Annotated in this window: 7 protein-coding genes; 3 read left to right on the top strand and 4 right to left on the bottom strand. The window is 61.9% G+C overall.

Annotation, left to right across the window (positions count from 1 at the left end; translation table 11 throughout):
* Positions 1–27 precede the first annotated feature (27 nt).
* A complete protein-coding gene (locus tag AC1Q6C_RS26330; RefSeq protein WP_230358763.1) occupies positions 28–1284 on the top strand; it encodes a hypothetical protein in 1257 nt (418 codons plus the stop codon).
* A gap of 61 nt (positions 1285–1345) precedes the next feature.
* Positions 1346–1849 (top strand): GbsR/MarR family transcriptional regulator, encoded by a 504-nt coding sequence (locus AC1Q6C_RS26335; protein WP_003942377.1) that lies wholly within the window; start codon positions 1346–1348, stop codon positions 1847–1849.
* A 36-nt stretch (positions 1850–1885) separates the two neighbouring features.
* Here the strand turns inward: AC1Q6C_RS26335 and AC1Q6C_RS26340 are convergent, their stop codons facing one another.
* Together AC1Q6C_RS26340 and AC1Q6C_RS26345 are read right to left on the bottom strand one after the other, a co-directional pair.
* Positions 1886–2917: an iron-siderophore ABC transporter substrate-binding protein gene (locus tag AC1Q6C_RS26340; RefSeq protein ID WP_042449574.1), complete on the bottom strand. Its 1032-nt coding sequence runs from the start codon at positions 2915–2917 to the stop codon at positions 1886–1888.
* Between the two features lie 182 nt (positions 2918–3099).
* Positions 3100–4959 (bottom strand): DUF4012 domain-containing protein, encoded by a 1860-nt coding sequence (locus tag AC1Q6C_RS26345; RefSeq protein ID WP_230358762.1) that lies wholly within the window; start codon positions 4957–4959, stop codon positions 3100–3102.
* A gap of 192 nt (positions 4960–5151) precedes the next feature.
* On the opposite strand from AC1Q6C_RS26345, the gene AC1Q6C_RS26350 reads away from it, so the two are divergent.
* On the top strand, positions 5152–21348 hold the full coding sequence (locus AC1Q6C_RS26350; protein WP_492666901.1) for an amino acid adenylation domain-containing protein: 16197 nt from the start codon (positions 5152–5154) through the stop codon (positions 21346–21348).
* Between the two features lie 348 nt (positions 21349–21696).
* Here the strand turns inward: AC1Q6C_RS26350 and AC1Q6C_RS26355 are convergent, their stop codons facing one another.
* Together AC1Q6C_RS26355 and AC1Q6C_RS26360 are read right to left on the bottom strand one after the other, a co-directional pair.
* Positions 21697–22266: a DUF5655 domain-containing protein gene (locus tag AC1Q6C_RS26355; protein ID WP_230358759.1), complete on the bottom strand. Its 570-nt coding sequence runs from the start codon at positions 22264–22266 to the stop codon at positions 21697–21699.
* Positions 22267–22361: 95 nt separating this feature from the next.
* Positions 22362–23015 carry a GNAT family N-acetyltransferase gene (locus AC1Q6C_RS26360; RefSeq protein ID WP_179090782.1) on the bottom strand — a complete coding sequence of 218 codons (654 nt, stop codon included), beginning with the start codon at positions 23013–23015 and terminating at the stop codon, positions 22362–22364.
* Positions 23016–23130 lie beyond the last annotated feature (115 nt).

Here is a 23130-nt window from a genome sequence, read left to right on the forward strand (position 1 = left end):
GTTGTTGCCGTAGGCAATGATCGAGAAATGTCTGGGCGCACCGCACGCGAGTCGAACCGTCGCCGCGAGCAATGGACCTGGCGTGACGGGTTGGTGATCGTCTCGATCGTCGCCTTGGGAACTGTTGTCGCGGCGGTGACGAACGAGGACACGGGCGCGTCGATTCCCGGATGCGAGTCTGTGGAATCGCCGGGTCCGCCGGTGCGTTTCAACTACGGTTTTGCCGGTGAGCCCGGTTATGACGACCCGGACTATCCATGGTTCTCGGGACCGAAGGCCACCGCCATGAGCGACGCACTACTCGAATCGCTGCCTTCCGATGTCGACGTTGTATTTGCGAGTCCATCGAAATCGCTCGAGTTTGCGCCGATCCAGAATTACCGGGGTGCCTCGTTTCCTGACGGGGTCGACCCGATCGAGTTCAGCGGTTCTACGTCGGCGAAGGGAACCTTGACTCGCGTCGGGCGGACTGCGGATATCTCGGTTCAGGTGCGTGCATGGGATCAGCCGGTGCCGCCGTGCTTGGAGGGTCTGGTGGATCGGCGGGAGCATCTCGAAAACGGAACAGTGCTCGACATCGCCGATTTCGAGGACAGAGCCGATTTCGAAGACACAGACGGTTCGGAAGTCGGGGGCGAGCGCGGAGTCGTCGCGTATCTCGGTGATGGATCCCGGGTTGTTGCCAGCGTCGACACGTCGACTGGAACTTCGTCGGATGCTTCCCCGCTCTTGACGATGGACGAACTGATCGCGTTAGCGACCGCGCCGGGGCTTGCGGTGACTGCGCCGGTTCCAGACTCGACGCCGCCGCCGATGGCATCCTGCTACACCGATTCTGTGAATGCCGGTCCACCTGCGTCGCGCATGGATATCGACCGACTGAATCAGTTGCTCGATGCACGTTGGAAGGATCTCGGCGCGGCAGGCGTCACTTTGGAGCGCCCGCTCGGTTCGTTGGTTCCAGATGATTACGGACAGGGAGGAGTGTGCGAGCGGATCGTCGCCTCGACAGCGGACGGCAGCAGCGATGTCGAAATATCAGTTGGTACCGCTGTGCCGGAACCGGGTGAGACACTGACGTTGCCAGGCTCCACCACCGTGACTCGCCTGGTCGATCCCGATGGCTCGGGCGATGACACGGTCCGGGTTGTTCACCCCTCCGGCGAAACAGTAGTGGTGACCCAGTTCGTGACATCGGCTGGCTCCACATCGGCGTCGCCTTTGACAATCGAACAGCTCGAGTTCATCGCAACCACTCCAGGGCTGGTGATTTCGGCTCGGTGACGGTGGTGCTGGCACAATAGTGGCGAATTGTTCGTACCCAGAGACGTCGGAGGCTCAACGAATGGGCGATGCCAGCCCTGCTCGCGGTGACGATTTCTCCACCTGGTTCATCGACCAGTTCTCCGTGTACTGGCAGTCCGGCGGTGGGGCCCGCATCGAAGGACGTATTGCGGGCTATCTGTTGATCAGCGAGTCGCCAGGGGTCAGCGCCGAAGAGTTGGCGCAGGCACTCGGAGCAAGTCGCGGATCGGTGTCCACCTACATTCGTCGGTTGATCGACCGGGGGTTCGTCAAGCTCACGCGCAAGCCTCGGGATCGGACTCACTACTACGTCATGGATTCCGACGTGTGGGGCGGATTCCTCGAAACAGAGCACGTATATCTCGAGAATCAACGCAAGCTTGCGACCGAGGCCCTGCAGTACGCAAACCCCAACGGTCCCGCGTACATTCGTGTGCTCAACATGCGCGATTACATGGGGTGGATCATCGACAATCGCATGCTGAGCAGTGAGTGGATGCGATTCAAAGCTGAACGCGACGGCAAGAAACCCGCGTCCGAATAGGACGCGGGTTTCTCGATCGCACGATGCTGATCTACATCACTTGTTCAGCTTCGCGATTGCCTCGTCGATCATCGGCACGTAGCGCTCGAGCGACCAGGGCACGGTCAGAGGGTTGATCATCGAGGAACCGGTGACGAAGGGCTGTTCGGTCGGAGCGATGACAGTTCCCCGAGCCACAGCGGGGATTGCCTGGTAAGCGGGCTGCGCTTCGATCTCGGCCCGGTTGGCCGGGTCCGAGTAGAAGGTGAAGAGCAGGTCGGACTTGTCGAGGAGGTTTGCGTTCTCGAGGCCGATGACGGCGGAGTCTGTTCCTTCAGATTCCGTCAAGGTGTAGACGACGGGATCCACCTGCAGGCCAAGTGCGCGGACCATGGCCACACGCTGCTCTTCGGCGAAAAAGACGCCGAGGGTTCCTGGGCCCGTGTTGTAGATGAAAGAGAAGCTGACGTCGGCGTAGTTCGGATGTGCTGCAGTCGATTCCGCGAACTGCGACTTGATCTTGTCGATTTCGGCTGTCGCCTTCTCGGATTCGCCCATGGCTTTGCCGATGACGCTGATCTGGTCTTCCCACGTGATGGTCCAGGGGCTCTCGGCGTAGGCGACGGTCGGCGCGAACGCGTTGAGTGAGTCGAACTGCTGCTGAGTGATGCCGGACCACGGGGCGAGGATCAGGTCGGGTTCGAGAGCGATGATCGCCTCGATGTTGAGATCGGTTCCGCCGGTGAACTGCTCTGGCAGTTCGCCACCTTGCTTCGTGACCGCTTCGTGCACCCACGGCAGATACCCGGTGTCGTCGCTGCCCCATGCGTACTTTTCGACGCCGACCGGGATCGTGCCGAGCGCGATTACGGTCTCCGCCGACCCCATGCCGAGAGTCACGATTCGCTCGGGCTTTTCGGTGATGACGGCGTTTCCGAGCGCACTTTCGATGGTGACGGTTTCGAAGTCGCTGCTGCTCGATTCGGTTGCGGTGTCGTTGTTACTGCATCCGCCGATTACCAGGGCAGCAATGACCAATCCACTCAGCGCCACAGTTCGGCGAAGTGAGCGCACACGGGCGTATCGCATGGGGAACCTTCCGTTGTCGATGCGCCGAGGAGTGAGACTCCGACGGATCGCAGCCGACGGCCGGTTCCAGGCGCATCAGGAAGCATAGGCTAGCCTTCGCCAAAGTTTCAAATCTGCTGAAAGTTCACGAGCCCGACAAACGGCGACATGCCAGGGGCCTCGTCGACGTTTGCCGGTCAAGCTCAGCAGGTAGGCACGTCGACGGTAATCTTCGGGTCGTCGACCAGCGGCTGGACCGGTACGCGAGCTTCGCCCTCGGCTGTGGGCTCGGTCAGATCGAACTTCAGCTCAACCGTCTGGCCTCGCGGAATGACGGCCCTGGTCATGTAGGCCGGGTGACCCTGTTCAGTTCCGTTGACGGCAAACGAAATCTGTCCACCCAGGGAGACGGCATCGAGTTTGGCGCCGGCTGTCGCAAGCAGAGTGACTGCAGCCACATTGGTGCCATTGGGCAGTCGTCCGGGGTTGTCGACGATCCCGCTGACATATTCGGTCAGGTCGGCGTCGGGCGCGTTGTTGGTCAGTCGAACGGTGACCGTTGTCTTTCGGGTGTCGCCGGTGCACGTCTGGGCTGTGTAGTCGATTTCTCGTGTGAGGTAGTAGTCGAGCTTGTTGCCGGCTTGGTTGTTGATCACCACACCGGCATACGGAGCCGCATCATCGGGAATGGTGTGCCCGAGGACGGTGTCGGCAAGAACCGATTGTTCGTCGGGGTGAGAGCTCCACACTGCGATTCTGCCCTCGCTGACACCTCTGCCCAGAGCCTCCAGTAATGCGCTCGGCGACTTGATGTTCCCGGTCATCTTCGCCACGACACGGGCCGCGATTGTCTGCAGATACTGCTTTCGTGCCTTGTTGTCGGAGGGAAAGCGTGCGTACGCGGTCGACTCGGTCAACTCAACGACGTTGTCGGCGGTGACCGACTCTCCGTCCGGCATCTCTACTGGTCCCACCGCCGCGAGGAGGTAACTCAGTGCTATCGGATCGGTCGCTATCGCGCCGTCGACCAGCTCACCCCCGGACTCCTGTGACCACAGGGACTGCCAGATCTGCGCTGCGTAGGGAAAGTGCGAGCTGAGGTTGCTGTTGCGAAAATCGGTGGTCGGTCGACTGTTTCCGTACAGCTGGTTGAAGTCAGGACCAAGGTCTATCGGTTGATTGTCCAGTGTTAGTTCGGAGTTGGGGGAGAGTGTGTCCACCCGAGCGGCGCCGTTGTCGACTCGGACGATGCCGTATCCACCCAACAGGCCGCCGGTTCCTCGCGCTTCCGCATTGGTCTGGAAACCGATGAAGTAGTTGCGCGGTCCGTCGGTGCCGAGCATCGCCGGTGCGATGCGCGCCGCGGTGGCGGTGTTCGTCAGGAGGGTAGCCAGTTCGCTTGTCTGCGACTGTAATTCTGCTCTGGCATCGTTAACTCGGCCCAGGTACTTCGATTCGGGAACTTCCTGTGCCTGCGACGACAGCAATTCCGCGGCGATAGCTGTTTCGGCCAGTTTCGGTTCCGCTTCGCGTAACGGTGTGAGTGCCAAGCGCCCACCGGGCTGCACCAATTCCGTTGGTGCGAGTGAAGTTCCGGTAGTCACGGCAGGGCCGAGAACGTCACGCGTAAGCCCCTGAACGACCTCGGTCATCTGGCGCGTCGACTCGAACGGCGACCCGATGACGGGAATTGCGGCGGTGATGTTCCAGGGGAGTGAATGGGTGTTGTCGTATGCGGCCGATGCTTCGCGATCGGCTTCCGCCGCGGCAGACTCTGCGACTCCCGTATCTCCGGCCAGGAGAGCGCTCTTCGCCGACTGTGCGTGGTCGCGAGCCGCCTCCAGGTTGTCTTTCGCTTCGTATGCCGTGTACCCGAGCCATGCCACGAAACCGCCCACTACCAGCGTCGTTGCGGTGATCGCGACTGCCGTTCTACGGCTTCGGAGAAAAGCGGCCGCCCCCTTGGTTTCGCGCTCCGGGCCCCTCGGTGGGATGGTGTTGGAGCCGCTCGGTTCAGCCCCGGAATCGTCGTCGGACTTTGGTCCCACCGTGTCGTTGTTCATCCGCTGAAGCTCCTGACGTTTGAGTGCGTGAAAGCTGCGTCGACATGTCTAGCAGTGTTGGCCCAGTGGTGAAAACTTAGACGAGACAGTAGGGTTCGGTTCGGCCGTTCGTGGTGTTCGCTCCCATGGATTCACGTGATCAGCCACCGAACGTTCGTGAAAAACAAGGCTGGTGAAATGTGAGGTGACGGGTTGAGTGCTTTTCCGTTGTCTCGGGCTCAGCTCGCGCTGTGGTTCGCGCAGCAATTGAGTCCGTCAACTCCGTTCGTGGTGGCTCAGTACGTGGAACTACGCGGACCGGTTGACGTCGACGCGCTGATCGAGGCAACGAACACGGCATGTCATGAATTGGAGTCGCCGTTCGTTCGCCTCGTCGCTACCGATGCCGAGCCGGCACAGGTCGTCGATCATTCGATCGTCGACGATCTCGCATACCTCGACTTACGCAGCGACCGCGACCCGGTTCAGCGCGCGAACGAGTGGATGACAGCGGAATACTCACGGCCACTTGACGTGATGTCTGACCGCCTGATCTCGGCAACCTTGCTTCACCTGGCAGATGAGCACTACTACTGGTACTCGCACGCCCATCACCTCGTGCTCGACGGACATGCGGCGATGACACTCACCGCTCGGGTGGCCGAGCGCTATTCGCATCTGGTTCATGGCAAGACGCTGACTCCTTTCGGTGGTCTCGGGGTACGTGCACTGCATGACCTCGACGTCGACTACCGATCCTCGTCGCGGTATCGATCGGACGAGCAGTACTGGACGGAGATGTCCGAAGGCCTGCCCCGCCCGGTTCGCCTCGCCGACGGCGCCGGGCTGACATCCATGCCGCAGCGCATGATGGTTCGGACACTGAATCCAACTCTTGCAAAACAACTTTCGGATGTCGCGACCGAGTGGACTACGTCCGAGGTGGCGGTCCTCGTCGGTGCATTCGCGTCCTATCTGGGTCGCATGACTGATTCCGATGACGTAGTCCTCAGCTTGCCGGTGTCCGGCCGCACCACGGCGACGTCGAGACGTTCAGGTGGGATGCTGTCCAACATCGTGCCTGTTCGTGCGCAACTCGAACGGGATCTGTCGCCACGAGAACTGGTGCGTCAGATCTCGGTTCAGATGACCGGTGCACTACGCCACCAGCGATTCCGCTACGAGGACATGGGCTTCCAGGAGTGGCAGGGCGGATCCCGTGAGGCGGCGGGCCCGGCCGTGAACGTCATGATGTTTCACGAAGCGATTCGGCTCGGTGACGTCGTCGGCGAATTTCACGTCCTCACATCCGGACCCACCGAAGACCTGTTCTTCAGCATCTATCCGTCGATCGCGGGGGAGAACGTTCGCCTGTCCTTCGAAGCCAATCCGCACCTCTACAGCGAACGTGACCTGGCGATGCATCATCGTCAGTTCGTTCGGCTACTCGAAGGGTTCCTCGACTCGGCTACCCGTGCGCTCGGTGACCTCCGCATCCTCTCGACGGACGAAGTGAAGGATCTGGTCCCCGCGCTGGGTCCGCGGACCGACGGATTCGCGACGCTCGATTCGGTCATCAGAGGCGGCGCAGGGCAGGGGAGTGCTGTCGCGATCCGCGAGCAAGGTGTGGACGTCACTTACGACCAGCTCGGCGCTCGCGCGGATGCACTCTGCGCCTTGCTCGTGGAGAACGGAGTCGGACGAGGCGACGTCGTCGGGATCCTCACCGAGCGCTCGACCGATTCCGTAGTTGCATTCCACGCGGTAGTGCGGGCTGGTGCTGTCCTTCTTTTCGTGGATCCTCAAACACCCTCCGAGCGTGTCGCTTTCATTCTCGACGACGCCGACGTGTCCGTTGTGGTCGGTGGCGAACTCGTGGACGTGCCGGCTTGGGTGTGCGTCGTTGATCCCAGTGGCGACGAGACCGTCGAAGGGCCGGTGGATCGACGCGTGGGGGCGGGTCCATCTATCGCCGATCTGTCTCTCGACGACACCGCCTACGTGGTCTACACCTCTGGTTCTACCGGGCGACCGAAGGGTGTCGCGGTCACGCACCGAGGCATTGTGCCGTTGCTGCGTTCTCACGCACGGCGTCTGAACATCGATAGTTCCTCCCGCGTCGCGCTCCTTGCAAACACATCGTTCGACGTGGCGATCCTCGAGATTCTGCTTGCACACGGCTGCGGCGCGACCGCAGTGATCGTTCCTCCCGGATTGATCGGCGGAGTGGACCTCGAAGACTATTTGCGGCTCGAAGGTGTCACGCACCTGAACTCGACGCCATCGGTTCCGTTGACGATGGATCCTCGGGCTTTGCCGGAACTTCGAGTCCTGAACGTCGGCGGCGAGCGACCGCCGGGAGCGCTAGTGGATGCGTGGTCGAGTCACGTCGACATCGTGAATTCGTACGGGCCCAGTGAAGCAACCGTCGCGGCATTCATGAGCGAGCCGCTCGAGCCTGGTGGTGATACTCCGATCGGGCGCCCGATCGACGGCGTTTCCGCTGTGGTGTTGGATTCGTCGTTGCTGCCCCCTCCGGTCGGCGCCGCGGGGGAGCTGTACGTGATGGGACACGGACTGGCGCGAGGGTACCTTTCTCCGACGCTCACCGCGGAGCGTTTTGTCGCTGCGCCCTTCGGTGCTGCCGGCGCTGGTGAGCGTATGTACCGCACCGGGGACATGGTGCGATGGAACGCTGCCGGTCAACTCGAGTTCTTGGGCCGCTCTGACCAACAAGTGAAGATCCGTGGAGTACGCGTCGAACTGGGCGAGATCGAGGCTGTGCTCCTGTCGACTCCCGGCGTTGCGCAAGCAGCGGTGGTCGAGCGATCAGGGTCGCTTGCGGCGTATGTGACCGTGGCCGAAGGTGCAGCTCATCCGTTGAGCCAGACGATGGTGCTCGATCATCTGGCTTCCCGACTTCCTCGTTCCATGTTGCCGAGTTCGGTGACTATTTTGGCAGCATTGCCCGTCACGAGCCATGGAAAGACTGACCGTTCAGCGCTCCCCGAACCGGCGTCGTCCGCGCCGGCCGAGCAGCGCGCGGCGGTCAACCACCCGATCGGGTACGACGAGGAATTGATTGCCTCGGTGATGGCCGAGGTCCTCGGCGTCGGAGTTCTCGGACCGCACTCCGACTTGTTCGCCTGGGGCGGTAGTTCACTCGACGCCGTGTATGTTGCCGCGCGAGTGAGTTCCGCCCTCGGAAGACGGGTTGGCGTGAGGGACGTGTTCGGTGCCCCGACGCCGGCGCGCCTGGCCCGGGTGATCCGTGCGGGGCGGGCGGAGTGGGTGGAGGAACCCCAGCGCATTTCGGACGACCTCGTCGTGGAAATCGCACCGGCGCAACAACGCCTGTGGTTACTCAACCGTCTGGATCCCCAGTCGTCGGCGTACAACATTGCGTTCGAGGTCGCGTTCAGTGGTGCTCTGGATATCGAGGCGATGAGGGCGGCGGTAGGTGACCTGACCGATCGCCATCTCGTCTTGCGTACTGTTTTCTCGTTCGACCAGAATCACGACGCGTGGCCGATCCAGGTTGCGACCGCGACTCCGGTGACTCTGATCGAGGTTGCGTCCGAGGATTACGAGGCTGCGTCAGCGGATTTGGTTGCGGCGGGTTTCGACCTGGCGACCGATACGCCTCTTCGCTTGATCCTCGCCTCCGGCAGCGATGCCGACCACCGCATGACCGTGGTTGCCCATCACATCGCCCTGGACGGCCTTTCGTTCGCGACGATCGTCTCGGACCTCATCGCGGCGTACGACGCTCGCGCCGACGGACGGTCGCCGATCTGGCCTTCGCCCGCTCTCGACTACCGCGACTATTCCGCTTGGCACAGAACCATTCTCGGTGATCCCGCGGATCCACAGAGCTTGGCAGGACGCCAGCTGGAATTCTGGTCCGACACACTCGCCGGTGTTGATCCGACTCTGGCGCTTCCCGTGGACAGATCCCGCCGGCCGGACCAACCGTCGTCGGCTCGGGACGTGACGTTCGAGTTGCCCTCACCTATCCATGCGGCGCTGAACGAGATCGCTCGCGCGCACGACTGCACAACCTTCATGGTGTTGCACGCCTGCCTTGCGATCGCACTGAGCAAGATCACCGGTGCGTCCGATGTGGTCATCGGGACCCCGACCTCCGGACGAACGCATCCTTCGTTCGACGGTGTCGTCGGTATGTTCGTCGGGACCGTCGCGCTGCGAACGCTCCTTCGCGGTGGAGACACGTTCGGTGAGTTCTTGACTCGGGTGCGCGAGGTTGATGTGGCGGCCCTGTCCAATGCCGACGTTCCGTTCGACTGGGTGGTCGACCGTGCGGTCGGTGGGGGCGTAGGAGAGAAGAATTCTTTCCTCCGAGTTGTTCTCGCTGTTGATCCGGTAGCGCCCGACTCCGAGATCGCGATGGGAACTTTGACGGCGCACGGCACTCCTCTACCCCCCGTGCACCCTCGCTTCGACCTCGAAGTGACGGTGCGCGAGGATCGTACGATTGACGGCGACGCGAGCGGTGTTCGCGGCACTTTCCGATATGCCGCCGATCTGTTCGATGCAGGCACCGTGCAGAGCTGGGTCGAGCGGCTTCGTCGAGTATGTGACTCGATTACCGAGAACTCGTCAATCATGCTGCGTGACATCGATGTTCTCAGTGTTGCGGAACGCGAAGAATTGTCGGCTCGGGTGCCGGCGCCGTCGATTGTCGCGCAGTCGCTGCCTGACCTCTTCGGGGCCGTCGCAGCCCGGCATCCGAATGCAATCGCGGTGTCGAGTGGCGATACTCGCGTCACCTATGAAGAGGTGCGAGTTCGTTCGGAGGGCCTTGCCGCTGTCTTGATCGATCGAGGAATTCGAGTCGGTGATCGCGTGGCGGTCGCCCTGCCTCGATCGGTCGACCTCGTCGTAGCCATCATCGCTGTCGTTCGCGCGGGCGCGACGTACGTACCGATCGACTTGCAGTATCCCGACGCTCGTATCCACTACGTACTTGCCGATGCAGGCCCGAAAGCGATTCTGTCGACGGACGAATCTGCTGGGCGGTTCGTTGGGTACGAGCAACTTGTCATCTTCGTGGACGAGACGACTGACGCTACGGCCGACTGGCCCGTTGCACAGTCGGAGTCCGCCGCCTACGTGATCTACACTTCCGGATCGACCGGAGCTCCCAAAGGCGTAGTGGTGTCTCAGGACAACGTGTTGGCGCTGCTCGCCTCGACCCGAGAGATCTTCGACTTCAACGCCGAAGATGTATGGACGATGTTTCATTCGTACGCATTCGACTTCTCGGTCTGGGAGATGTGGGGCTCGTTGACCACTGGCGGATCCCTCGTGATCGTGGACGGTGATGTCGCGCGCTCACCCGAAAGATTCGCGGATCTGATTGTGCGGGAACGAGTGACCGTTCTCAATCAGACCCCGGCCGCCTTCTATGCGTTGGCGGAAGTCACGCAGGAAATGCTGCTTCCGCTCCGGACGATTGTTTTCGGCGGTGATCGCCTCGACGCCGGCCGCGTGGAGGCTTGGTTCGATCGGCACCCGGACGTGCGGGGCGTCAACATGTTCGGAATCACCGAAACCACAGTCCATGTCACCAGTTTCGATCTTGTCCCCGGTGACGAGACTGTCTCACCGATCGGGTCCCCACTACCAGGGTTGCGCAGCTACGTACTGGACGCGTCGTTGAAGCCCGTCCCTCCGGGATCTGTCGGCGAACTGTATGTTGCGGGTCCGCAGGTGGCCGAAGGCTACTTGGGTCGACCCGCGATGACGTCTTCGCGATTCGTGCCTGAACCAGGATTCGATGGATCACGGATGTACCGCAGCGGCGATCTGGTCCGTTGGCGAGCCGGCCGACTCGAATATGTTCGCCGCGCCGACGGTCAGATGGCACTGCGCGGTTACCGCATCGAACCGGGCGAGGTCGAATCCGCGCTGTTGGCTCACACGTCGGTGGAGCAGGCCGCGGTAGTGGTGAGAGAACTCGACAGCGGGCCGACTTTGGTCGGTTACATCACCCCGGGGAGCGGACACGACCTCGACGGCGTCTTGCGGACTGCTCGTTCGTTGCTGCCCGCGCACATGGTTCCGTCGGCTTTGATGGCGCTCGCGTCATTACCGGTCACGATCAACGGCAAAATCGACCGAGCATCGTTGCCGACCCCGGTGTCTCTCACGCAGCCGACTCGGCAGTCGCGAGACTTCTTCGAGCAGACAGTCGCAGCTATTCTGAGCGATTTGATGGAAGTTCCGCATGTCGATCCGGTCCGGAACCTCTTCGATCAAGGCGCCAATTCCTTGATCGCCACTCGTCTTTCGTCGCGTCTGAACTCCGCCCTGGGCTGCAACCTCGACGTCCGCGATGTGTTCGAGCACCCATCAGTCGATCAGCTCGCAGACATCGCTGCTGCGCGGATAGGTGTAGGGCGAACCGGCGCGGAGCACGCGTCTGACGTGTCCTTGGGGCCTCGTTCGGACAACACGGAAGTGCACCTGTCAGCTTCCCAGCATCGAATGTGGATTCTGAATCAGTTGGATACAGACTCCGCCGGATACAACATCCCGATCGTGCTGCGCTTGGCAGGCGAGCTGGACGTGGTTGCGGCCGAACTGGCAATTCGTGACGTGATCAATCGCCATCGCACCCTGCGGACCGTGTACCCGGTTGTCGGCGGCGGCCCGGTTCAGACGGTGCTCGACGCCGAGGATGCGCTTCCGGCCTTTCAGCTCGAGGCACTCGACGGCGGCGACGCCGAGAATTGTGTAGCAGAACTGGTGGGTTCGGGCTTCGATGTCACCGTTGATCCGCCCGTACGTGCGGCACTTCTCCAGGTTTCACCTGTCGAGCACATCCTGGCTGTCGTCGTCCATCACATTGCCGCCGACGCTCGATCACTCGAATTGTTGGTCCGCGACTTCACTGCGGCGTACATCGCCCGCTCGGCGCAGCACGCTCCGCAGTGGTCGCCGCTCGCGCTCGAATACTCCGATTACAGTGCATGGCAAAGGGAATCGGGGATTCCCGAGACGGTACGAAGCTACTGGATGCAGGCTCTCGAAGGACTTCCCGAGCAGGTGACGCTTCCCCTCGATCGTCCACGTTCGACGTTCGCCCGTGCGTCGAGCTGTCGGGTGGAGATCTCAGGTTCGGTACGAACGGGCCTTCAGACACTCGCACGATCGAACAACGCGACCATGTTCATGGTTGTACACGCCGCTCTCGCGGCGCTGTTGGCGAGGTACAACGGTAGCGATGACGTAGCTGTCGGCACTGTTGTGTCCGGACGCGTCACACCTGAACTCGACGAGCTGGTCGGCATGTTTGCCGGCACGATTGTTCTTCGAACCGAAGTCGATCCGTCGAACTCGTTCGGCCGGTTGGTCGAGCAGGTTCGTCAGCGTGACGTAGCGGCGTTCGCGCACGCAGAGATGCCCTTCGAATCGCTGGTCGATCTGATCGACCCACCGCGATCGCGTTCGCGACATCCGTTGTTCCAGGTGGCGCTCTCGTTCCGAACTGCTGAGACCGCCGCGTGGTCGATACCAGGGCTGGACATCACACAGATTGCTCCTGAAGTCAGGCACGCAAATTTCGATCTGCAGGTCAACGTCACGGACGAGGGGGTCGGGGGCGAACTCGGTCTCGAATTCGTCTACAACGCTGATCTATTCGATGATCTGACGGTATCGAGCTTTGCGGGCCGGTTCGAGCGCTTCCTGAATCAAGTGTCTGTCGACCCGAATGTCGCCGTAGGGCAAATCGACCTGTTGGACAGTGCGGAACGAGCTCTTCTCGTCCCCGTACATGGCGCGGTCGACCGGCCTGATCGATCTCGACTTTCCGGTACGACACTTGCCTCCATGCTGCGCTTCGGCGTCGAATCCGCCCCGGACGCTGTGGCGGTCGAGGGTGAGGGCAACACACTGACTTACCGGGAACTCGACGCCCAGTCGGATGTCGCAGCCGACGAGTTGCGCTCCCGGGGAGTTGGAGTCGACCAGGTCGCTGCTTGGACTGCAGATCGGTCGATTGCGTCGATCGTGCAACTGTGGGCAATCGCGAAGGTCGGTGCAGCTCCGGCATTGACGGACCCGGAACAGCCGCAGGCGCGAGTACGCGATGTCCTCGAAACACTGGGCACCGGAGCGATCGGCGGCCGCAACGCTGGTGGTGAAGACGCTGGTGGTGAGAAAGTCACCGACTCGGTGCGCGAATATTCCGAGAACCTGGCGGCCTACGTAGTTTTCACGTCAGGAACGACCGGAACCCCCAAGGCTGTGGTCGTGACCAACGGCGGGCTCGGTGTGATCGCCGAAGACCTGCCCGGTCGATTCTCGGCTGGGCCAGGTTCTCGCGTATTCCATCGCGGAGCGCCAGGATTCGACATGACGTTGCTCGAGGTGCTCATCGCGAGTGCGTCCGGGGCCACGCTCGTTCTGGCGAAGAACGAAGAACTGTTCGGCTCGGGACTCGCATCAGCACTGAGGCGCGAGCGAATTACTCATCTGTGCGCCACACCTACTGTCGTCGCCTCGATCGGCGATCCTTCGCTGCCGGACCTTTCCACGGTGATGTTCGGGGGCGAGCGACTCGGCGGCGCGTTGGCGAAGCGCTGGCAAGCCGGACGCCGAGTCATCAACGGATACGGACCTGCCGAGTCGACGATGTATTCGCTTGCTACCGAACCACTGTCGATCGAACAACTGTCGGGTGACACTCACGACGGATCGATCGGGTATCCACTGGCCGGGGTCGACGCCGTCGTGCTCGATGATCGACTCGAACCGGTGCCGCCGGGAGTCGCCGGCGAACTGTATCTCTCAGGTCGAATGCTCGCTCGCGGTTACGCCAGCCAACCGGCCCGAACTGCGGAACGATTCGTGGCAACCGGTTCAGGCGCCCGGATGTACCGGACGGGCGACCTGGTGATGTGGAAGCCGGAAAGCCCCAAATCCGAGGGAAATACGTATCGCCTGCATTATCTCGGGCGAACCGACGTGCAGGTGAAGGTCAACGGTGTCCGGATCGAACCGGGTGAGATCGAGGCAGTCATTCAGTCTGTCGCGAACGTCGACTTCTGTGTCGTCGGGGTTCGGTCGGCCGAAGGTGGAAGTCCTCTGTTGGTCGCCTACGTGAGAAGTTCAGGTGCCGAAAGAGTTGACACTGGTCAACTTCGCGCTGCCGCCGCAGAAGTCCTTCCGACGTACATGGTTCCGCATGCCATCGTCGACATCGAGGGCGAGCTTCCGATGCGGAACGGCAAGGTCGACTTCGCCCGTCTCCCGTCGCCGACACTGGATGCTTCCCGTGCAGAGGGGCCGGCCACCGCCACCGAACGTGTTGTAGCCGGAGCTTTTGGTTCCGTCCTCGGTGGGAATGAGGACGACCGCGACGCAGACTTCTTCTCGCTCGGGGGCAACTCGCTGTCGGCCGCGGAGGTTACCTCGCTCTTGAGTAGTACTCTGGGGCTGGTTGTTCCGCTCAGGACCGTATTCGAGCATCCAACAGTTGCGGCATTGGCAGCCCGGCTCGATTCGCTCGAGCAGAACGACTCGGTGACCGATCTTGTCCGACTGGAACCGCGCCGCGACCCCACGCCCGCACCCCTGTCACGAAACCAGCGTGCGATGTGGGTACTGAATCAGCGAAACACGGCGAGCGGCGCGTACAACCTGCCGATCTGCATCGAGATCGACGGTGAACTCGACGCGGCCGCGCTGCGTCAGGCAGCAACGGATCTTGTCGGTCGTCATGATGTCCTCAGAACCCGGTATCCGGGCACTCCACCGGTTCAGGTCGTGGATCCTCCGACCTCCGTGACAATGGAAACGCGGCTGGTCGCCGACATCGAGGTCGAGGTGCTGCTGCGAGAGTTCGGCTCGCGTGGTTTCGATGTAGCGGCAGACCTGCCGGTGCGCTGGATGCTGCTCCAGGTGTCACCGGTCAGGCACGTTCTGGCAGTGAGCTTTCATCACATCGCAGTCGACGGGGTGTCGATGCGAACGGTGGTCGGCGACCTGCTGACCGCGTACGGCAAGCGACGAGCTGGACTGGATTCGCAATGGTCTCCGTTGCCGATCCAGTACGGGGATTTTGCCGCGTGGGAGGCAGCACGTGACGTTTCCCCTGTCGTCGAGCAGTTCTGGCGCCGAACGCTGGACGGTGTGACATCTGTGTCTCCGCTGACGGTGGATCACTCCGATGGCGGGCCGGATACCTTAGCGCAGCGAGTGAACTTCGTGATACCAGCCGTCATCACCTCGGCACTGCAGGCGCGAGCCGACCGATTGAAGGTCTCGCTGTTCGCGGTGGTTCATGCGGCGTTGTCGGTGGTGCTTGCCAAGCTGAGTGGAAATCCCGATGTCGTGATCGCGACAGCTGTCGACGGACGGCGGGCGCCTCAGCTCGACGGCGTGGTCGGCATGTTCGTGGATACGGTGCCTCTTCGCCTTCGGATCGACGGGGACGTGCCGATCGATCTTCTGTTGGGTGCAGCTTTCGATGCTGATGTGGCAGCGTTCGAAAACAGCTCTGTTCCTGCCGAGTTGGTTGGTGAGCTGCTCGGTGGACGAACTCCCCAGATTGCGCTGGGTCTGCAGAACTTCGCGATCCCTGCCGTGGAGGTTTCCGGCCTCACGATCGAGGCTCGCGAAATCGAGACCGCGACAACGAAGTTCCCCATGCATGTCTCGCTCGCACCCGCTGACGACGGTTCATTGACCGGAGCGCTCATCTATGCCGCGAGCGCATTCGATCCTTCGAGCGCCGACGCGGTTACCCGACAGCTGTCGAGAGTGCTCACCTCGATTGCCGAGGATGTACCAGAACTCGTTTCGGATCTCGTGGTGGGCGCGGCGCCCAGTTGGACTGCTGCCGAGGTCGATTCGTCCCGCACACTGACCGAGATCTTCGCCGCCACCGCGGCGCGATTCCCGAACAACATTGCTCTCGACGACGGACACCGCACGGTGACGTATGCCGAACTCGACTCTGCCTCGGATGCCCAAGCCTGGGAACTGGTGGCTCGGGGAGCAGGACCGGGTGCCGTGTACGAGATTCCGGCGGTGCGGACTATCGCGTACCTGGTCCGAATGTTGGCGATCTCGAAAACGGGAGCGGCATTCGTGCCGATCGACCCCGACCTGCCACCGGCACGTCTGAAGCAGCTGCGCACAGTCCTCTCCGATCGCAGCCCTGTTCCCGGTCGGCAGTATCCGGATTCAGTCGCGTACGTTGTTCACACGTCCGGGTCGACCGGTGAACCGAAAGGCGTTGCAGTCACCCACCGAGGACTGGGCCTGCTGACCGACGATGCTGTCCGCAAGTACGGCGTGACCTCGGACTCGGTTGTGCTGCACGGTTACAAACCGACGTTCGATGCAGCAATCCTCGAGATGATGTTGGCGATCGGCGCCGGGGCTACCTTGGCGGTCGCTCCTCGGGAGGCTTTCGGCGGAAGGGCACTCGAAGAATTCGTCGCAGAACGCGGCGTCACTCACATGTTGTCCACTCCAGCCGTACTCGACACGATGGCTCCAGAGCGGTTCGATTCGCTCGAGGTGGTGGCAGTCGGTGGCGATGTGCTCTCACCTTCCACCGCGCGTGCGTGGAGTCGCCGCGCGCGAATGCTCAATGCGTACGGACCGACGGAATGCACGGTGGTCACCACTGTCGCCGAGGTGGATCATCGGGTCACCATCGGAGTCCCGCTCGCCGGAATCGGTGCAGAGGTGCTCGATACGCGACTGCGTCCGGTGCCGTGGGCCGGGATCGGTGAGTTGTACGTCAGCGGGCCCGGGCTTGCGATGGGCTATGCCGGAGATCCTGCCGGCACCGCCACGTCGTTCATCGCAGCACCCGGTGGGCACCGCCGTTATCGGACCGGTGATCTGGTTCATCGCCGCACGGATGACACGCTCGGATTCGTCGGACGCTCCGACCGTCAGATGAGCGTGCGAGGAATCCGCGTCGAGCCCGCCGAAATCGAATCAGCTCTGCGTCGGTGCACGGGCGTCGAGGCTGCGGCGGTTGTCCTCGTCGACGACATTGCGGTTGCATGTGCGGTCGGCGATGGTGTGGAGGCGGATCAGCTGACAATCGAGTTGGCCGCGATGTTGCCTGCGTATCTGATGCCCGGCCGCGTGGTCGTATTGGAGTCGATCCCGCTCACGACGAACGGAAAACTGGACGCAGATGCGTTGCGGCGCCATGTGTTCGAGAGCCAGGCGCCCGATGCAGCAGTGACGGTTTCGGAGGAACTCGTCACCGCTGTCATGTCGGAACACGTGTCCGGAAGTTTCGGCGCTCTGCACAACCTGTTCGAATCAGGTGGTGATTCGTTGGCCGCGGCAGCGGTGGCAGGTCGACTCGCCTCGATCTTCGCGCGAGATGTGCCTGTTCGCGCCGTCTTCGACAATCCGTCGCCGCGAGCGATGTCTCAGTGGCTGTCGGCGAGCGCGTCCGATGGCAAACGCCGCGAACTGACTCGACGTGATCCCGGCAAGCCGGCCCCGTTGGCGCCCTCGCAACAACGACTCTGGCTGATCAATCAGCTTCAGCCGGAATCGACTGCGTACAACCTGACGTTTGCAGCGGTCCTGGCAGACGACATCGATCGTTCGGTCTTGAGCAGCGCCCTCGGCGACGTCGTCGATCACCATGCCGCATTGCGAACTGTCTGTGTTCCGGGCGAATTCGGTCCGCAACAACTTGAAATGGACTCTGTTGCATTCGATCTCACTGCGGTATACGTCGGCGATATCCGTGCGAGCGCTTCGGCATTCGCGACTGTGCCGTTCGATCTCGAACGAGATGTTCCGTTCCGTGTGCGTGTGTTCACCGAAAAGGCAGGAGTCGACTCTGCAGGACTGACGGTCCTGGTCATCGTTGTTCACCACATCGCGATCGACGGAGCGTCGATGGGCCCGATCCTGACCGATTTCGTGGCAGCCTTCGAGGCCAGGTCGGCAGGTCTTCCCTGGGATCGCTCGTCGGGGGAGATCAGCTACGGCGACTACAGTTTCTGGGCGAGAGAGAGCTTGGGTGACCCCGAGGATTCTCTCAGCATGGCTCACCGGCAACTCGACTATTGGTCGGACGCACTTTGTGGCGTCGAGGATGTGTTGGCTCTACCCGTCGACAACCCCCGGAGTCCCGTGTCTTCACGATCCGAGGAGATGGTGACGGAAGTCCTCGACGGCGCCACCTACGACGCGTTGTCGGCGTTGGCTCGTTCGCATGGCGTCACGGTATTCATGGTCGTCCACAGCGTGATTGCCGTGCTGCTCGCTCGCGAGTGCGTCACGGACGACGTCGTGGTGGGAGCAGCTGTGAGTCTGCGGAACGATCCGGCGCTGCTGAGCGTCGCCGGAATGATGGTGGGTACTGTCGCATTGCGCACGAGGATCAACTCCACCGATCGCTTCGCTGCTGTTCTGGACGAGGTTCGCCGTGCCGATCTGGAAGCAATGGCGAACGCGGACATCTCGTTCGACGACGTCGTTGCGAAGGTCGATCCGCCGCGCAGGATGAACGAGCATCCGCTGTTCACGGTCATGCTGGCGTATCGGCGAGCGCTGGAGTTGCCGCAGATCGACGGCATTACCGTCTTCGACATCGACAACGCAGGGGCGTCGACCGGTTACGACTTGACGTGGGACCTGGTCGACACCGGTGACAGTCTGACTATTCGATTGCTGTATGCGACGGACAAGTTCCGCGAGTCGACCGCGGAACTGTTCATGCAGCGGGTGAGACGTATCGCCGAATCAGTGACCGTGGAACCCGAGATTGTGATCGGGGAGATCGAACTGCTGTCCGGACTCGAACGCTCGGCGCTGACTGCTGCGAATCCTCGCCACGTCGAACCTCTGACGATTGCCGACATTTTCGAACGCGCTCTGCGTCAGGCGCCCGACGGCGTAGCGCTGGAAGAGAACGGCAGACGTTGGACTTACCGCGACCTGCACGAGGAGTCGTCGCACTGGACACGCGAGTTGGTGGTCCGAGGAATCGGACCCGACGACGTGGTGGCCGTTGCGCTCGGGCGCGGGCATCTGTGGATCGTTGCGTTGTGGGCAGTAGCGCGTGCAGGCGCAGCGTGGCTGTCGCTCGATCCGGCGCTGCCGACAGCGCGCCGGCAGACGATGGTCGAGGAATGCGGTTCGGTTGTCGGTTTGACAGCGGGAGGTGCATCCGAGAGTTTGCCCGAGTGCGTCGAGTGGGTGGCGATGGACGAATCCCGCACTGCTGGTGGCGCTGCCGAGGTATCGGCAACGCCGGCTCACCCCGACAACCTCGCCTACGTCATCTACACGTCGGGTTCCACGGGAAGACCCAAGGGCGTGGAGGTTTCACACCGCGGAATCATGAACGTCTGCACCGCACACGCCGAGATCGCCGAGATCGAGCGTGGCCCCCGAGTCCTGCAATTGGCGTCGTCGACCTTCGACGCGTCGGTGATCGAGATCCTTCTCGCGGCTGCAGGGTGTGGAACGCTGATTCTGACTCCCGACTTCGTCTACGGGGGAGAAGAACTCACGAATCTGCTGATAGCCGCCGACGTAACACATCTGATCGTGACGCCGACGGTCCTGGCGACAGTCGATCCGGATGCAGTGCAATCGTTGATCGTCGAATCGATGGGGGAGCCGCTCTCTGCGCGCCTTGCGTCGGCGTGGTCACCCCGACATCGCATCGTCAACGGATACGGACCGACCGAATCAACGATCGCGGCATCGATTTCCGCACGGATCACTGACGCGGACGTCACTGTCGGCACTCCAGTCCCTGGTACGACAGCATTTGTTCTCGATCAGAGGCTCCGACCGGTTCCGGATGGCGTTGCGGGAGAACTGTTCCTCGCCGGTGAGAATGTGGCACGGGGGTACGTCGCTTCCCCGGCTCTGACGTCCGAGCGCTTTGTTGCCAATCCTCATGCGGTGGGGACTCGGATGTATCGCACGGGTGACCTCGTGCGTCGTAGGCGTCACGACCGAGCGCTCGAGTACCTGGGTCGCAACGACGCGCAGGTGAAGGTGCGGGGTGTCCGCGTTGAACCGGCGGAGGTCGACGCGGCTCTGTCAAGCCATGGAGCAGTGGCCTTCTCGGTAACCGTTGTCTGTGACGACGGGCACGGATCCGCTGAGCTCCGTTCGTATGTGACGTTGGCGGAAAACGGTTCGGCGACGGAATCGGAGCTTCGCGGGTTCGTCTCCGGCCTGCTGCCGAAGCACCTGCTGCCTTCGTCGGTGACGATAGTGGGCGAGGTACCGTTGCTCGCTTCGGGGAAGATAGACGCAGCGGCACTTCCTGCTCCTTCACCGCAGCCAGGGTCGAGTGTGGATCGACCCATCTCGGATACCGAACGTCACGTGGCACAGGCATTCGAGGGCGTGACCGGCGCGAAATCGGTCGGCCGCTACGACGACTTCTTCGAGCTCGGCGGGACATCGATGGGTGCAGTTCGAGTGGCTACGCGCTTGCGTGAGAGCCTGAACAGGGAATTCCCGGTTCAATGGATTTTCACCGACCGAACTGTGGCGGAGCTTGCCTCTCGGATGGATCTCGTTCATGCCGATGTCTTCGAGGGTGATTCGCTTCGTTCGGATCCGCTGGACACGGTCGTCATGCTCGGCGGCGACCCCGATGACCAACGGCCGCCGTTGTTCTGTGTGCATCCGGTCAGCGGAATTGCCTGGTGCTACGCCGGACTCGTCGGTCAGCTGCGGGGTCGACGGGTGTACGGCATCCAGGCAACGGGAGCAGGTGAATTGCCAGGCACGGTGGCGGAGTTGGCGTCGGGGTACGTCGATGCCGTACGGACGGTGCAGCCGTCGGGTGAATACCATCTACTCGGTTGGTCTGCCGGCGGAACGATCGCGCTCGAGATGGCGAGCCAACTCGAGGAGGCCGGCGATCTGGTCGGTTCGGTTGTCATGCTCGACGCGCTGTTACCGGAGATGATGCCATCGGTACAAGCGGCTCCGAAACCTTCCGAACTATTCGCGCAGATCGGGCTATCCGAGGTTGAAACTGAAACTGCAGCACTGACTTTCACAGACGTTGCGACAGAGATCCGAAGGCAGACCGGTATGGATTTCCTTTCCGATACGGTACTCGAATCCGTAGTGGGTCGGGTGGAAAAACTGTCGCGAATCGTTCGGGACCACACGCCGCGGCACTATTTCGGGTCAGTGGAACTGTTTGTGGCGCAGCATGATCTGCCTGAACATCGTCACCTGGTCGAAAGGTGGTCCGAACTGGTGGGGCCGTTGCGGGCGTACCTGGTCGACTGCTCCCACTCGGAAATGTCGAGCACTGAGGTGTTGGCGGAGGTCGCCCAAGTTCTCGTCGGCTATCTCGAAGGTATCGATTCGGATTCGAAGGATCGCAATCATACTGGGGTGCAGTAGATCTAACGGGCCGGGACTTTGGTCCGGAATTGTCACTCCCGTGGTCCCCTTGCTTCAGTTCCGCAAGTGGAATCGGTAGCATTTCCCTTGTGGCAGTAAGCCATTCAGAAACTATCTCCGGAGGATCGTATGTTGGGTTCCCTTTTTTCCATCAGCTCTGAAATCGGTGTTCCGTCCGTCGACGCGCTCTTCGAGGCTGCTCGGACCATCATCGGCGCGCTCTTCGGCCTGAGCTGACACGTCGCAGCGACCTTCCCCCGCGGTGAAGAAAGTCCCTGTTCTCCGACAAGGAGGACAGGGACTTTCGTGCAGCCTGCAGGTGCGTTTGCGTGGCGGTGAGTGAGCGACCTACCGGCCGTTCTGTTGATACGCGATCGCTGTCAGCAATCCGACTTCGTCGTTCACGTCTGCGGTGCTGCTGAGCCCGATCTTGTGGGTCGACTGCCCGGGAGCTTTGGCCGGGACAAGAAGTTCGGATTCGGGGGCCTCGACAAAACGTAGTCCGAGGTCGACTCGGGCCTTGGTGGCCGCTGCGATGGCGGCGAATTGGCGAGCGCGAACGAAGGGTGTGTAGGTTCCGCGGCCTTCGACCCGAACATCGGCTCCGAGTTCTTCGATCAGACGTCGGGCTGCATCGAAGATCGGCCGCAGTGCTGCCTTCGGGCCGCTGTACTGCTGGTCGATGTATTGCTCGACGGTCGGCTCCACCCATCCGGACTGTTCGGCAGTCTCGAATGCAATTGCCCACTGCGAATTCTGCGGTACACCGTGCTCTGCTTTCAGCCACTTGCGCACTTCGTTCTGATCGAGCGGGTCGACCCCGGACGTCCGTACGGCCTCAACCCATTCTTCGAGGGTGCGCCCGGTACGGTCGCGCATGGACGAGGTGACTGCGGCCATCATGTCGGAGGGTTCCATGTGTCTGTTCTACCGGTTGTCACTGGTCTTCCGGTTGTCGCTGGTCTTCCGGTTGTCGCTGCTCTCTCGGTTCTCACTGTGCACGGGGAGCTCGCTCAGTCGATGCCGAGCATCGTCTTGAACGCGCGCACGCCGGTCACTTCGACGGGATACGGCGGTGCGACAAAATCTTCGCGGCTGAGGGTGAAGAGACGACGCACGGTCATGCGACCGTCGGCAGCCAACTCCTCTACTGTGCCGTCTGCGCGGTACCCGACTTTGGTGGACACCGTGATCGAGGCGGGGTTGTCCGTGAATGCCGACGACACGACGCTTCGTGCACCCAAAGAGTCGAATGCGAATGCGCAGATTGCCTGTCGGGCGAGAGTGCCGACACCCCGGCCTTGGAACCCGCGTCCGATCCACGAGCCGGTTTCACCGGTACGACTTTTGGGAAAGTCCGTCGCGGCGAACGCCTGGCAGCCGACGATTTCTCCGTCGACGACAATGGCTGTTTCGAATTTCCAGTCGGTCATGGTCATCGCTCCGCGGACCGACCAGTGGTATTGGATGAATCTTCGCGACACTTCGTCGGGAGTGCCCACCGTCCAGGGGACGAGAAACGGCATCTGTTCGGCAGGGTGAATGCCGGCTCGGACCAGCGCAGTGAGTTCGGGGAAATGATCGTCGCGCACAGGGAGCAAGGTGACGGGCCCACACGTGATCGTGACTCCGTACGGAGGCCAGATCTCTCGCAGTGGGTCAACCATCGTCTTCAGACCTTCGTTTCGTGTGCGAATCGGGTCACAGTCTGGCATGCCAGGCCCGTCCGAGTGAGCGACTTCTGGTCATCGGGATTCTTTTGCCCTCGCGGTACGGAGTCGT

The organism is Rhodococcus sp. MT28 (assembly GCF_058792695.1).